The sequence below is a fragment of the Desulfosoma sp. genome, assembly GCF_052743555.1.
Genome location: NZ_JBRAHS010000001.1, coordinates 183,357 through 196,590 on the forward strand (window position 1 = coordinate 183,357; position 13,234 = coordinate 196,590).

The 13,234-nt window shown below is 56.7% G+C and carries 10 protein-coding genes; 2 read left to right on the forward strand and 8 right to left on the reverse strand.

Annotated elements, in window-relative coordinates; translation table 11 throughout:
* Positions 1–43: 43 nt before the first annotated feature.
* Genes recO through mfd form a run of 4 tightly spaced genes read right to left on the reverse strand, consistent with a single transcriptional unit; the run spans position 44 to position 6,484 of the window.
* Positions 44–820 carry a DNA repair protein RecO gene (recO, locus tag ACUVSA_RS00865; RefSeq protein WP_445891441.1) on the reverse strand — a complete coding sequence of 259 codons (777 nt, stop codon included), beginning with the start codon at positions 818–820 and terminating at the stop codon, positions 44–46.
* Between the two features lie 7 nt (positions 821–827).
* Positions 828–1,808 (reverse strand): helix-turn-helix domain-containing protein, encoded by a 981-nt coding sequence (locus tag ACUVSA_RS00870; RefSeq protein WP_445893429.1) that lies wholly within the window; start codon positions 1,806–1,808, stop codon positions 828–830.
* A gap of 42 nt (positions 1,809–1,850) precedes the next feature.
* Positions 1,851–2,840, reverse strand: a complete 990-nt coding sequence (locus ACUVSA_RS00875) for a peptidylprolyl isomerase (RefSeq protein WP_445893430.1) — start codon at positions 2,838–2,840, stop codon at positions 1,851–1,853.
* The gene (mfd, locus tag ACUVSA_RS00880; protein ID WP_445893431.1) at positions 2,837–6,484 is read right to left on the reverse strand and encodes a transcription-repair coupling factor; all 3,648 of its coding nucleotides are present in this window, start codon (positions 6,482–6,484) and stop codon (positions 2,837–2,839) included. Before mfd ends, ACUVSA_RS00875 begins: the two co-directional genes overlap by 4 nt.
* Before the next feature lie 248 nt (positions 6,485–6,732).
* On the opposite strand from mfd, the gene selA reads away from it, so the two are divergent.
* Positions 6,733–8,169: an L-seryl-tRNA(Sec) selenium transferase gene (selA, locus tag ACUVSA_RS00885; protein WP_445893432.1), complete on the forward strand. Its 1,437-nt coding sequence runs from the start codon at positions 6,733–6,735 to the stop codon at positions 8,167–8,169.
* Here the strand turns inward: selA and ACUVSA_RS00890 are convergent.
* Positions 8,123–9,439 (reverse strand): MFS transporter, encoded by a 1,317-nt coding sequence (locus tag ACUVSA_RS00890; protein ID WP_445893433.1) that lies wholly within the window; start codon positions 9,437–9,439, stop codon positions 8,123–8,125. The two genes, selA and ACUVSA_RS00890, sit on opposite strands and share 47 nt — an antisense overlap.
* Positions 9,440–9,659: 220 nt before the next feature.
* On the opposite strand from ACUVSA_RS00890, the gene ACUVSA_RS00895 reads away from it, so the two are divergent.
* Complete coding sequence (locus ACUVSA_RS00895) at positions 9,660–9,983, forward strand: IscA/HesB family protein (RefSeq protein ID WP_445891436.1); 324 nt, start codon at positions 9,660–9,662, stop codon at positions 9,981–9,983.
* A 101-nt stretch (positions 9,984–10,084) separates the two neighbouring features.
* Here ACUVSA_RS00895 and ACUVSA_RS00900 read toward each other — a convergent pair whose 3' ends face one another.
* The 3 genes from ACUVSA_RS00900 to ACUVSA_RS00910 all read right to left on the reverse strand — a co-directional run bounded on the left by ACUVSA_RS00900 (position 10,085) and on the right by ACUVSA_RS00910 (position 13,085).
* A complete protein-coding gene (locus tag ACUVSA_RS00900; protein WP_445893434.1) occupies positions 10,085–11,743 on the reverse strand; it encodes an ABC1 kinase family protein in 1,659 nt (552 codons plus the stop codon).
* A gap of 41 nt (positions 11,744–11,784) precedes the next feature.
* Positions 11,785–12,105, reverse strand: coding sequence for a phasin family protein (locus tag ACUVSA_RS00905; protein ID WP_445891434.1), 321 nt, complete (start codon positions 12,103–12,105; stop codon positions 11,785–11,787).
* A 68-nt stretch (positions 12,106–12,173) separates the two neighbouring features.
* The gene (locus tag ACUVSA_RS00910) at positions 12,174–13,085 is read right to left on the reverse strand and encodes a DnaJ domain-containing protein (protein ID WP_445893435.1); all 912 of its coding nucleotides are present in this window, start codon (positions 13,083–13,085) and stop codon (positions 12,174–12,176) included.
* Positions 13,086–13,234: the final 149 nt, after the last annotated feature.

Consider the following 13,234-nt stretch of genomic DNA (forward strand, 5'->3'; position numbering starts at 1 on the left):
AAAGAGCCGTGGGCCGCATGCACCGCACCTTTCCATGATCTCGTCAGGGCCTGCTTTCCTCGGTCCCCTGGGGGATCTGACCACAGTTCAACAGGCGGCGACTCTTGAGTTGCTGCCCGGTCTGCTCCTCAACCCACGCCACACCAGCCCGCACCAGGTCACAGGCCACCCCTTTGCGCAACCGAAATCTCCAGATCTTTTCCACAGGTCCTTGGAGCATGACCTGCAACAAGACGGCAGATCCCTGGTCCAACGTGACGGCCCCGGTATGGTTCATGGCATGAGTGGGGCATGCAAACCGGCCTGTACCCAAAGATAAACTCCAGGTCGAGCCTTCACGAAGCTTTTGCCCACACTGACCACAGGATTCCAGAGAGGGCAAGCCTCCCACGAGGTGAATGCCCCGCACCAGAAAAAGGGCGGCCACGTTGACGGGATCGCGTTCGATGCCCAACCGGGCCAGCGCGCCGCACAAAAGCGCGTAAAACTGGGGATTGGGAAGGTGCTCCGGGTGAAGACGCAAGGTGGTTTCCCCAAGCAGTCCTGCATAAGCCCAGCGCGAAGGATCGCATCGCAAGGCCAGGTTGCCTTCCAACAAACGGCAGGACTCCACCCAGCCAAGCCCTTTGCGTTGTCGAAAGCTCAGCCGGACCACGCTGTGGGACTCAAAGGCGTGCACAAAACGTTCTCGACTGCGTCGAGCCCCCTTGGCCATGGCCCGTACCAGCCCCGAAGTCAGAGTAAAGAAGGTGACGATGCGGTCGGACTCACCGTAGTCACTGGCGTGCAAAACCACCGCTTCGGTTTCCACAAGGTTCATGAGCGACTCAGGGATTTTCCAGGTACCGGGCGTCGGGAAGTTTCACCCGCAACACCTCACCCCTTTTGCCCAAAGGTTTGAGGGATTTTCCGTCCCACGAGACGCGAATCCCTCCAGCGTTTCCCGTCCAGATTCGGGCAGACCGGGCAAGGGTCCATTGGGCGCTTTCGCCGGGCTTGAGGATGCGGTTGTGGGGCTTTTCATCGTCCACCTGGACCTGAATCCATGCTTCTTCATCGGCCATGATGCGAAGCGTATGTGCGGAAGCCGACTGTCCCGCACGGTTGGTCTCGGATTCCGGCACTTTGGTCTCAGGTGAAGCGGCCGGGGCGCCAACCCCCCTCTTCTCCCCTTCGGGATTGGGCATAGGCGTCCCCTCGGGTCCCCGGGGTCCCGCTTCGCCCGTTCCAGACTCCGGCAAGAGGGCCAGAGATTCCCCTTCCGGCAAGGCGCCCGGCCGGGGTGCTTGAGTGTCCTGAGAGGCTTCCTTGAGTTCCCCTGCGCCCTTTTTTCGGGCCAAGTCCCCCGGCAGTTCTTGCTGCGGGTACACGGCCTCAAAGGTCGATTGCGCCTTCTCCGACCTTTTCATTTGATACTTCGGCCACCACACGGCCCATAACCCCGCCGCGGTCACGCCAAAGGCCAAGATGAGAAAAAGGATAAGGAACGCGCCGCTTTTCTTTTGCGTTCCTTTCATCCAGGATTGAAATCGGCTCAATCGCTCGCTTTCGTTGTCGTAGCGACGAATATCCGAACCGTACTCTTCCAATATCGGTTGGGGATCCACTCCCAAGGCTTGACAGTACACCTTGAGAAATCCTCGTATGAGCAGAGGTGTTCCGATCACGTCGTATTCCCCGGCTTCCAATGCCTGGAGCATACGCACGCTGATCCGCGTGTGCTCGGAAAGCTCTTCAAGGCTGATCTGTTGTCGCTTTCGCTCACTTTCGAGAAAAGCTCCGATATCCTTAAGAGCGTCCGTGGGCATCCCATCTCCTCATCCGGCAAGAGCCGCTCACCGTGCAAGCTTTTAGGATCCCGACGTTGGAGGCTCCAAATGAATCTGAATATAGGACTTGGCCTCCAAATCGCGAATCCATTGATCATACTTGCGATTGACTTCCATGCGAAACAGTTCTTGCCGCACCTTTTCCTTGACCCTTTCGTCCACAGCCCCAGGCTTGGGCCTCTTCACGTCCATCAGCTTCAGCACATAGAACCCGTTGGTGGATTCCAAAACGTCACTCACCTGGCCCGGCTCCAAATTCCGTGTCGCCTGTTCCAATGCCGGCGCCATGTTCTTGGCCTTGATGGTGCCGATATCCCCCCCGTTCTGCGCTTCGGGTCCTTGAGAGTAGGCACGGGCCAATTCGGCAAAATTTTCGCCTTGACGAATGCGCTTGAGAATTTCGTGGGCTTTCAAGCGCACCGCTTGTCGCGCTTCAGGAGCCTCGGGGGCCGAAAGAAAAATCACCGCCAGATGCCTTTCTTCCTCAGGACTTCGCATCTCACGGCTCAAGGCGGCCTGAACCTGTTCGTCGGTGATCAACGTCTTGGATTTTAGAACCCTTTCGATCAACCGGGCTCTCTCCATGTCCTGGCGGATCACCTTTTTGAACTGCTCCAATGTGCGGCCTTCCTCTCGAAGCATGGCTTCCAGCTGCTGACGGCTCATATTGTTGGCGCTTTGAATGGAGGCCAAGGCCTCTTCAACTTCGGATTCGTTCACCGTGATTTTGAGCCGCGCAACTTCTTGAGCTGTCAGCTTATCGCGAATCATCTGCCGCAAGACGTCCTTGCGCAAAGCGTCCGCCGGGCCCAGAGGAGCGGCGTCACGCAGCTGCCCCGCCTTCACGACGTCCTCCACACGGCGCTGCAGCTCGCTGTTCAAAATCACATCGTCATTGACCACAGCCACAATCCAATCCACCGTCTCGGCACGGCCCACCTTCGGCACACCCAGGAAACTCAACGCCGCCAACAACCCCACCGCCATGGCTTGCCACACACTCGGTCTCATCGCGCCTTGCGTCCTTTCCGGTCAGAAAAACCCTCACCCCCTACGCCCACCGAAAGGTCACGGTCAGTGGGAAAGGGCGAAACTAACCTATTGAATTGACTATGGTCCCTACCATGATCCACCAGCGCTTGCAAGATCCTTTTCAGTCGAACCAGGGCCGCCAAAGGGGTGCGCGCGTCCATTTCTACCCGCATTTTCCGCTCCCCTTGCATGGTGACCAAGCATTTGGCATCGGACAAGGGCTCCAGGATGCCATCCAGGCGCGGCGCTTCTATGAAGGTCAAGGTCACGGTGGTGCTTGTGCCTTCCAGGCGCGTGATGCGCAGGGCTCTCATCAGGAGCCGCAATCGCGCCAGTAAAAGCAACGATTTGGCTTCATCAGGCAAAGGCCCGAAGCGATCTCGCCATTCCTTGGCAATGTCGTCGATTTCCTGTTGAGTCTTCGCTCCAGACAAACGTTTGTAGGCGACAAGCCTTTGGTCCGCAACGGGCATGAAAGGAGTCGGCACATACGCGGCCACAGGCAAGGCGATTTCGGGATCTGGAAAGTCTTCTTCCACCACCTCGCCTTTCATCTTGCGAATGGTCTCCTCCAGAAGTTCCAGGTAGAGTTCGTAGCCGACGGAAGCAATGTGTCCCGATTGCGCTGATCCCAGAATGGTGCCGCCCCCTCGAATCTGCAAATCGTTGAGAGCGATTTTAAATCCGGACCCCAGTTCACTGAAATCCATCAGAGCTCGAAGCCTTTTCAACGCATCCCGGGTGACCAGATGTTCTCCGGGAATCAGCAGGTAGGCGTAGGCTTGTTCCGCGGAACGGCCCACACGGCCGCGCAGTTGGTAAATTTGCGCCAGGCCCATCTTGTCCGCGCGGTTAATGAGGATGGTGTTGGCCGCAGGAATATCCAGACCCGACTCAATGATGGTTGTGCACACCAACACGTCCACCTTTCTGTGCACGAAATCCATCATGATCTTTTCAAGGTCCCGCTCCTTCATCTGGCCGTGAGCCACTTCCACACGGGCTTCGGGCACGAGGGATCGAATCTTGTCGGCCATGCGCAGAATCGTTTGGACGTGATTATGCACAAAGAACACTTGGCCGCCGCGCCGCAGTTCCCGCGTGATCGCCTCCCGAATGGTGAGTTCCTCAAAGGGGCACACCACTGTTTCCACGGCCTTGCGATCCTGGGGCGCTGTTTCGATGATGCTGAGATCCCAAATGCCCGTCAACGCCATGTGAAGGGTTCTGGGAATGGGGGTCGCCGTCAGGGAGAGCACATCCACGGCCACCCGCATTTCTTTGATCCGCTCCTTGTGGCGCACTCCAAAACGTTGCTCCTCGTCAATGATGAGCAAACCCAAGTCCTTGAACACCACATCCTTTTGCAGAAGCCGATGAGTGCCGATGACGATGTCCAGGCTTCCGGACTGCAACCTTTCCAGAATGCGCCTTTGTTCCCCTGGCGTGCGGAATCGGCTGAGCACATCCACGGTCACCGGAAAATCCTTGAGGCGCTCCTGAAAAGTGGCAAAGTGCTGCTCGGCCAAGAGGGTGGTGGGGGTAAGCATGGCCACCTGCTTGCCGTCCATGGCCGCTTTAAAGGCGGCCCGCAGAGCCACTTCCGTTTTTCCATAGCCCACGTCTCCGCAGATGAGTCGATCCATGGGGCGCGGCGAGCACATGTCCTGCAAAACATCTTCAATGGCGCGCATCTGATCCGGCGTTTCTTCAAAGGCAAAGGTCGCCTCAAATTCGCGAAAGACACTGTCCGGCGGGCTGAACACCGTGCCTTCACGAATATGGCGAAGAGCGTAGATCTTGAGCAGTTCTTCCGCCACCCTCTCGGCGGACTCTTGGGCCTTTCTCTTGGCGGCTTCCCAAGCCTTGCCCCCCAGCTTGTCCACCCGCACTTCGGCGCCTTCCAGCCCTAGGTACTTCTGCACCTTGTGCAGCTTGTCCACGGGCACATAGAGGCGATCACCGTCCTGGTAGTCCAGCTGAAGAAAATCGCTCTCCATCGGTCCTACCGTCAAATGCACAAGCCCTCGGTAGACGCCGATGCCGTGGTCCACGTGAACCACCAAATCTCCCTCGTGTAAGTCTTCAAAAGAACTCAGAAACAAGCCCGCCAGGCTTTTTTTTCGTGCTGGGCGCGCTCGGCGTCGTCCAAAAAGCTCGGTTTCCGACACCACAGCCAAGTGATGCCCAGGCCAAACAAATCCGGAACGAATCTGGCCGACCGCCAGATAAAGTTCTCGTGCTTCGGGCTTACGGGGAAAAACCAGATCTCGACCTCGAAAGGTGCCCGTCGCTTCCATACCGTAATGGTTGAGCAGTTCCTTGAGACGTTTGGACTGTTCGGGATGATCGCTGACGATCACGGTACACAGCCCTTGATCCTGCCAGGAACGAACCTGGTGCACCACGGGCTCCAAAAGCCTCTCCCTCTTGGGATGCGACTTCAAGGCCAAGCACAAGTCGCTCTGGGTCCGTACCCCCACATCGCAGTGCGCGGCTGCTTTTTTTCGATCCGCCATGGCATTGATCCAGACGTTTTGAAAAGGCTGAGCCAGTACTTCCACGGACTCCGGGGCCAGAAAAAGCTCCTCCACCGGGCGCCGCCACAGATCTTGGTCATCCTCCCGGCCCCACTCCCAGAGCACCCGCCCGTAAGTGTCATGCAGCTGCTTTTTGATTTCGGCGTAATCGGACCAGAGCACGACGGCATTCTGCGGCATGTAATCAAACAGGGAGGCCAATTCCTCGTAGAAGACCGAAAGCACTGTCTCAAAAGCCGAGGGTTGATGCTCCGTTTCCAGTTTTTCCCGCCACAGATTGCCCAGAGAGGGGCTGAGCCGACCCGCACGGACGTCTTCCATCAAAAGGCGCTGTGCCCGCTGGCGCACCGTGTCATTGAGCACGATTTCGCCGGCCGGCGCCAGCACCACTTCCTCCAGCGTCGCCACGGAACGTTGGGTTGCCGGGTGAAACAAACGGATGGATTCCAACACATCCCCGGAAAACTCCATGCGCACCGGCCACGCATACAAGGGCACGTACACATCCAGCACCCCGCCTCGGCGGCTGAAATCTCCATATTCCTCAACAAGGGCCGCGGGGTAGTAGCCTCCGGTGGCCAAGCGCCGCACCAGAGCGTCCACGTCCAGCATTTCTCCCACGACGCGGTATTCACTGTTCTCCGCCAGCACTGCCGGCGGAATCACCTTTTCAAGAACCGCGGTGGCAGAGGTGACGACAACATAAGGTCCCGCCAGGTTTTTCAAGCTCCACAGTGTTCCCACCCTCTGGGCCGTTGATGCCATCTTGCCCAGGACCTGCGCTTGATGGCCGCAGCGGGAAGGAAACACCAGAAGTTTTCGCTCCAAGGGATCCACACTTCGACGAGACTGGAGAAAAAAGCGAATTTCCTCCGCCAAAAACCCGGCCTCTCGGTCCGAGGAAGCGATCACCACCACAGGCCGCTTCACCCCCTCCACAAGGTGTCCCACCCACAGGGCCATAGCCGAGGAAGGCATCTGAGACAAGGAAAGAGGGCTTACGCCTTGTCGAAGGGTGTCTGAAAGGTACGCCGCGGAAAACGAGAGGTCTTGGCGAAAGATCTTAGAGTGTTCCTTCTCCATTGGCTGAGCAGATTGAGCCGGCAAAGCTTGTTCAAACCTCCGCGTTTTTTGATCCCACAATAATCCCGAACCGTTCTTCCGTAAAGACGAAGCTTTTTCCACTCTTGGGCAGCTTTTGTCATCAAAAAAACTCCTGGCATTGAAGGGCTGTTTGAGGCATTTTATTATATTTAAGGATCGACGTTCATTGAGCCGGCATGAGAAAAAAGGCCATAATCCCTGACACTTTATGGACGTGGAGCACCAAGATGCTAAGCCATTCAGGCGCCAGTCTTCAGGACCGACTTCGCCAACTGCCCAGCGTGGATCAACTCCTCAAGCATCCGGACATTCACGAACTTCTGTCCAATGTTCCTCGAAAAATCGTGGTGGAAAGCCTGCGGGAAGTGGTGGAGGAGGCTCGACGCCAGCTGCTTTCTTCCCAAGAGGATCCCCTGCCGCCTGTGCCCTCGATTTCGGAACTGGTCCAAAGGGCGTCGGCGTTGTGCGCGCAAAAAAACGCTTTCACCCTGCAGCCCCTCGTCAACGCGACGGGGATCGTGGTGCACACCAATCTTGGACGTTCCCTTTTAGCCGAAGAGGCGTTGCAAAGGCTTCAGGTGGTCTGCCGCACCTATTCCAACCTGGAATACGATCTGGTCAACGGCCGCCGCGGATCCCGATACGTCCATGCGGAAGCCATTCTTCGAGAAATCACCGGAGCCGAAGCCGCCCTTGTGGTTAACAATAACGCCTCGGCCGTCTTATTGGTGCTCAATACTCTCGCCAAGGGTCAGGAAGTCATTGTGTCACGGGGTCAACTGGTGGAAATCGGTGGATCCTTTCGCATTCCTGACGTCATGGCGGCCAGCGGAGCCATTCTGAGAGAAGTCGGATGCACCAACCGCACACATCTCTATGATTATGAGAGAGCCATCGGAGAACACACGCGCCTTTTGATGAAGGTGCATTGCAGCAACTATCGCCTGGTGGGATTTACGGCGGAAGTTGCCCTGGAGGACTTGGTTCGTTTGGCGCGCCGTCACAATCTTTTGGTCATGGAAGACCTGGGCAGCGGTTCCCTTGTGGATATTGCCTCGGTCGGCCTGCCTCAAGAACCGACGGCCCAGCACGCGGTGCGAGCCGGGGTGGATGTGGTGACCTTCAGCGGAGACAAGCTCCTTGGAGGGCCACAAGCCGGAATCATTCTCGGACGCAAAGAGATCATCGCGCTGTGCAAAAAAAATCCTCTGACCCGGGCTCTGCGGGTGGATAAGATGACTCTGGCCGCTCTGGAGGCCACCCTGCGCCTCTATCGAGACGAGCCCACGGCCTGGCGCCGCATTCCCACTTTGGCCATGATCGCTCGACCTTTGGAATCCCTCAAGGATCAGGCACTGCGCCTGGCTCAGCGCATTCAAGAAGCCGTCGGCGCCCCATTCATGAGCGTTCAGGTGGTGGAAAGCTTTTCCCAGGTGGGTGGCGGCGCCTTACCGGAACGAAATGTGCCCACTTTCGCTGTTGCCGTGTCGTCCAAGCCATGGAGCGCCAATCAATTGGAAAAGTTCCTTAGGGCCAACTCCCCCCCCATCATCGGCCGCATCGAGTCCGACCGATTCCTCATGGACGTGCGAACCCTTCAAGAGGGCGACCCCGATATCATCGTTCAGGCCTTTGCCCGCCTGAAGACCGAGGAACTCCGTTGAACGGCACGGGGATTTCACCCACATCACCTGAAAAGGAAGCTTTGGAAGCTCCGGTCCGACTTGAAGCCGGAAGCGCTCGAAGCCCCAAAAGGCCCATGGCAAGAAAAAGAATCCCCGTGGCTGTAAAGGTGGCCCGAAGCCCAAAACCCTGCGCCACGGCGGCGCCTAGAAGCGGCGCCACAGCGCGGGATCCGGACACCACGGAACTGTCCAAACCATACACGGATCCCTCCTCTCCCTGCGCTGTGTAGGCCGCCAGAAGAGCACTTGTGGAAGGCAGCGTGCCACCCAGGGCCAGTCCAAAGAGAGCCTGCAATGCCAAAAGCTGCCACGCTTCCTGAACCAGGCTCTGAGGAAGATACGCCAGCCCACTCAAAAGGGCGCACATTACCAAGACCCGTTGGTGGCCGATGCGGTCTCCAAGCTTTCCCCACAGCACGGCGGAAACAGCGCTCATGAACGCCACCGCGGCAAAGACCAGGCCGGTAAAGGTGTTGACGGATGCTTCAGCTTCCAAGAGGGTCTGAATGAAAAATGGGGCAATGGGCACAATCATCATTCGACCGAGATAGGCTAAAAAGCGAAGTCCGTAGGCCGTGCCGACGCCGCGACGTCGCAGCACGCTTCGCCAGGACGCATACAACCCCAAAGAAACTCCGCCTCGTGGTGCCTTCAAAGGGGCCTCAAACACTTCCTCAACCCCCACCGCCACCAGCACTCCAGCGGTGGCCAGAAGGGCGCTGGTGACCCAAAAAGCGACACGATAGCCCAGCGTGTCAGCCAAAATGCCACCAAGCAAAGGCCCGATGGCAATGCCTCCTGTGAGGCCCACTTGCATCACACCCATAGCGTACCCGATGCGCTGCCGCGGTGCTGAAGCCGCCACCAGAGCATTGGCGGCGGAAATGGTGCCCGTGATTAAGCCCTGCAGCGCTCGAAGGCCCACCAGTTCCTCGGCGGAGCCCACAAAGGCCATGGCCGCCATCACCACGGCACCTCCAAAAAGGGAGCGTTCCACCATGAGTTTTCGGCCGAAACGATCCGCCAAAGCTCCCCAGATGGGTGAAGCCACCATCATGGTCACGGCCTGAGCGGAAAAAACGAGTCCAGCTAAAAGCTTGGCGTTCACATGCCAGAGGGATGGCAGCTCCTGGACGTAGAGCGGAAGGAAGGGGAAGATTACGGAAAATCCCACAGCCGAAACAAGCTGGGCCACAAACATGATCCACAGTGTGCGCTGCCATTGAGCGCCTTCCACACCACCCTCCATGAATCCGATGCACGAGGCGCCTGGGTAGCGCCGTGAACCCGATTCTAGCCGGATTCGTTGCCAGGAAACAACCCGTGAGGTCGCCGCCCCTTCACGGCGCCCTGCAAATCTTTCTTCTCAATTTGACCCGTTGTTGCTAAGCTGCGCGCCTGCTCCAGTTGACACGGCGCAAGGCTGTACATAATGGAGTGAAAACGCCTTGAAAAAGAAGGAGAGTACAATGGTTCACATGACACCCAAAGCGGAAGAAGTTCTCAAGGAATACTTCCAGGGCAAAGAAGTCCACCCCATTCGCATATTTTTGCAGCAGGGCGGATGAAGCGGTCCGTCGCTGGCCATGGTTCTGGATGAACCTACGAACGCGGATGCTGTCTTCAAGGTCAATGGTTTTACTCTGGTGGTGAATCGCCAATTGTTAGAGCTGACCAAGGCTTTGACCGTGGACTTCGTGGATCACGGTATGGTTTCCGGTTTTCGTGTGCTGTCAGAAGTTCCCATCGGCGGTGGAGGATGCGGGGCTTCCTGTGGGAGTTCATGCGGCTGAAAATCAAGGCCGACCTTCGCCCTCGGAACCAATAAAAAAGGGCCCAACCGGGCCCTTTTTTACGAAGAGCCGTGCAAGCGGGCTGCTTCTTTTGACTATGTTCAAAAACGGCGGGAACGAACAATGGTTACGATAAGCCAGAGGCCAAAAAGCCCTGAGACAAGGTATCCGATGATGCCCAGCGCCGGATAACCAAACAAGTAAGGTTCCACCCCGGTGGTGATGATCATGGATGAACCGATAATCATGGCCGCGACAATAAGCCCCAAGGTCAATCGATTGGACATGCTGTCCAACGTGCGCCGAAGATCGCCCAAATTTTCGTGCTGAAAGCGAACATTCAAGTCCCCTCGTTGGATTTTTTCAAGAATCTTTAAGATGCGCGGCGGCCCTTCCCTTTGCATTTGCCCAAGATACCGCAAAGTGCGTCGCACATTTCGCAACAGCTCCGGAGGCTTCCATCGCTCCATAGACAAACGTTTGACCAGATCTTCGGCTTCCTCGATGACATTGAGCTCCGGCGCCAATTCTCTAGCCGTGCCTTCGGCCGTAATAAGAGCACGGATCATCATAGCCAGATCCGACGGCAAGTGGAGTTTGTAATCCCGTAGTAAAGTGGCGATATCCAAAAGTAATGAACCCAGATCCAGCTGTTCTAAAGGAATGCCGTGATAGGCGTCGAGAAGGTCCAAAATTTCCCGGTGAATCAGCCTACGGTCCTCGACACTACCCCCGCCCCGGGCCAGGGCCAAGACGATTTCCAAAACCCTATCACTGTCCTTTTCCACAATGGCATGAATGAGGTCGATGATCTCATAACGCATTTCCCGGCTAAGACGCCCCACCATGCCCCAATCCAGGAGGCAGATGGCCCCTTCATCCGTGACCAAGATGTTGCCAGGATGGGGATCGGCATGAAAGAAACCGTCTTCAAGAATTTGCTTGACCATGGCCTTAAGGCTTAAGCGGGCCAACCGGAGTTTTTCCGGCGTGTCTGTCCGGGCCATCACCTCGGAAAGTCGCCGGCCTTGGATGAGTTCCATGGTGAGTACGTGTCGGCGCACATATGGGTCCACGACGCCTGGGGCAAAACAGTGGTCGACGTTTTGAAAGTTGGCTCGAAAGATACGAATATTTCTTGCTTCCAGGGTAAAGTCCAGCTCACGCGTCATGGTGCGTCGCAGTTCCCGGGCCAGGTTAGGAAGTTCATAGACCTGAAAATCCTCGAGCCTTTCATGAATTTCTTGGGCAACAATCTCTAAAATATAAAGGTCTTTTTTGATGACTTGACCAATGCCGGGGCGCTGCACTTTCACCGCCACGGCCTGTCCGGACCGAGCCAGCACGGCCCGATGCACTTGAGCCATGGATGCCGATGCCAAAGGTTCTTCTTCAAACTGGGAAAAGATGTCTTCCAGGGGCTCGCTCAGGGATCGTTCTAAAACCACACGGATTTCCGAAAAAGCTACCGGCGCAACCTCATCTCGAAGCTTTCTCAACTCCTGGATCAGGGTATAGGGCAAAAGATCCGGCCGAAGGCTCATCATCTGGCCGAACTTAACAAAGGTCGGACCCAGATCTTCAAGAGCCCGGCGGATTCGTTCAAAGGTGCTCGTTTCGAGCTCTAGGGAATGGCGAACGCCCGGCAGATGGCGGGTGGGAAATCCCAGGCGGTTCAGGACATCATCGAAACCGTATCGAAAGAGAATCACGGCGATGTCTTTGAATCGCCCTAGGTGCATGATGGTTTTGAAATCCACGCGGCTCCCTCGTGTGCCGAGGCACTCTTAAGCCCTCACTGTCAGACCTTGCTCAGACGTTCCTCCAGCATTGAGACGCGCTTTTCCAGGTTTTCCAGTCGGTCTTTGACGCCCTCCAGCTCACTGCGTCGCGCCACATCAACCCGCTCCACCGCCTTTTTGATGTTTTCGCTGAGCGAGTGCTGAATCTCCTCCCATTGCCGCTCCCCGCTGCGAATGAGTTCCTCCGCCAGATTGTCCGCTTCCTCTCGCGACAGCTTGCCCTCCTCGACCAAAGACTTGGTCGCTTTTTCAACGCGTTCCTTGGTCATCACCACGGCACCCAGGCTCGCCAATAGCCCTTTTCTGATCAATTCCAGCACAGCTTTCGCTCCTTTGTCCCAAAGTGTCGGCCTTGGCGTGCGCTTTTAAAAGCCACCACACCGCATTGTCACCCGCCTTCGACCCGCAGCTCAATGTAAGTGTCTCCCTGCACCGGCACACCGTGATGCCGTATAGTCTTTCCAAGATTTCGCAGTCTCAGACGCGTGCCGCTGGAAACGCCCGGAGGTATTTTCACCGCGACCCGCTTATTCTCCAAATGGGGCAAAGCCACTTCCATAACCGCACCGTGTAGGGCTTCCTCCACATCAATGGTCAGCCGGTACACCACATCCGCATGGCCCGCCCCTTCCCCGTCGGCTCCATGCTCCTTGCCTCCCACACCGACCCATTCCAAAGCCTTGCGCACCAAGCGCTTGCCCAGGTTTTTTCCAGCTTGATAGAGCAAGGAAGCTCCCATCTTTAAAACAGGCAGGACCAGCGAAGATGTGGATGGCCGCTGTGAAAAATCCGCAGGCCGACTTGATGGGGATTCCATGGTGTGTCGTCCCGTGGAACGATAGACGCGCACACCTTCCGGCCCTCCCCACAGGGTGGTGCGAAAAACAAAAGTCCTGCCTCCAAAGAAGATATTGTTCAAAAAACCCTCATCAAAACGAAAGCCCATGCGCTCGAATTCTCGACGCATCTCCGCAAAAATTTCCTGAGCCTGTCGGCTTGTGAAAAAGTCGCGAAAAATGTCTTCTTGACTATAGTTAAAGCCGCTAGCACGTCCATAGGCGGCGCCGGGCCCATGGCCCATGGCCCGATAACGGTCATATTCTGCCCTTTTCTGAGGATCCGACAATACGCCGTAGGCTTCGTTGATTTTCTTGAATTGTTCTTCCGCTTGACGGTCTCCCGGATTACGGTCGGGATGGGTTTCCAGAGCCAATTTTCTGAAAGCCCTCTTGATCGCCTCCGGTGACGCTTCGGGGGAGACTCCCAGAATGGCGTAATAGTCGTTGCGGTTCGAGGTCATGGTGATTTCCTTCCAAAAGTGAGATTTGCGGGCGTTTTCATGGTAGCCCGCTTGCAAGCCGAATCGGCTTTCTTAGAACACTTTGGCTACGGTCTTGCTCACTCAAACTTAACACAACCAACGAAGCGTGTCAGAGAAATCCATCACTG

What these genes read in the sequence shown, in the direction of transcription:
- mfd (WP_445893431.1), bottom strand. Translation starts at nt 6,484, where the DNA reads ATGGAGAAGGAACACTCTAAGATCTTTCGCCAAGACCTCTCGTTTTCC.
- recO (WP_445891441.1), bottom strand. Translation starts at nt 820, where the DNA reads ATGAACCTTGTGGAAACCGAAGCGGTGGTTTTGCACGCCAGTGACTAC.
- selA (WP_445893432.1), top strand. Translation starts at nt 6,733, where the DNA reads ATGCTAAGCCATTCAGGCGCCAGTCTTCAGGACCGACTTCGCCAACTG.
- ACUVSA_RS00875 (WP_445893430.1), bottom strand. Translation starts at nt 2,840, where the DNA reads ATGAGACCGAGTGTGTGGCAAGCCATGGCGGTGGGGTTGTTGGCGGCG.
- ACUVSA_RS00910 (WP_445893435.1), bottom strand. Translation starts at nt 13,085, where the DNA reads ATGACCTCGAACCGCAACGACTATTACGCCATTCTGGGAGTCTCCCCC.
- ACUVSA_RS00890 (WP_445893433.1), bottom strand. Translation starts at nt 9,439, where the DNA reads ATGGAGGGTGGTGTGGAAGGCGCTCAATGGCAGCGCACACTGTGGATC.
- ACUVSA_RS00870 (WP_445893429.1), bottom strand. Translation starts at nt 1,808, where the DNA reads ATGCCCACGGACGCTCTTAAGGATATCGGAGCTTTTCTCGAAAGTGAG.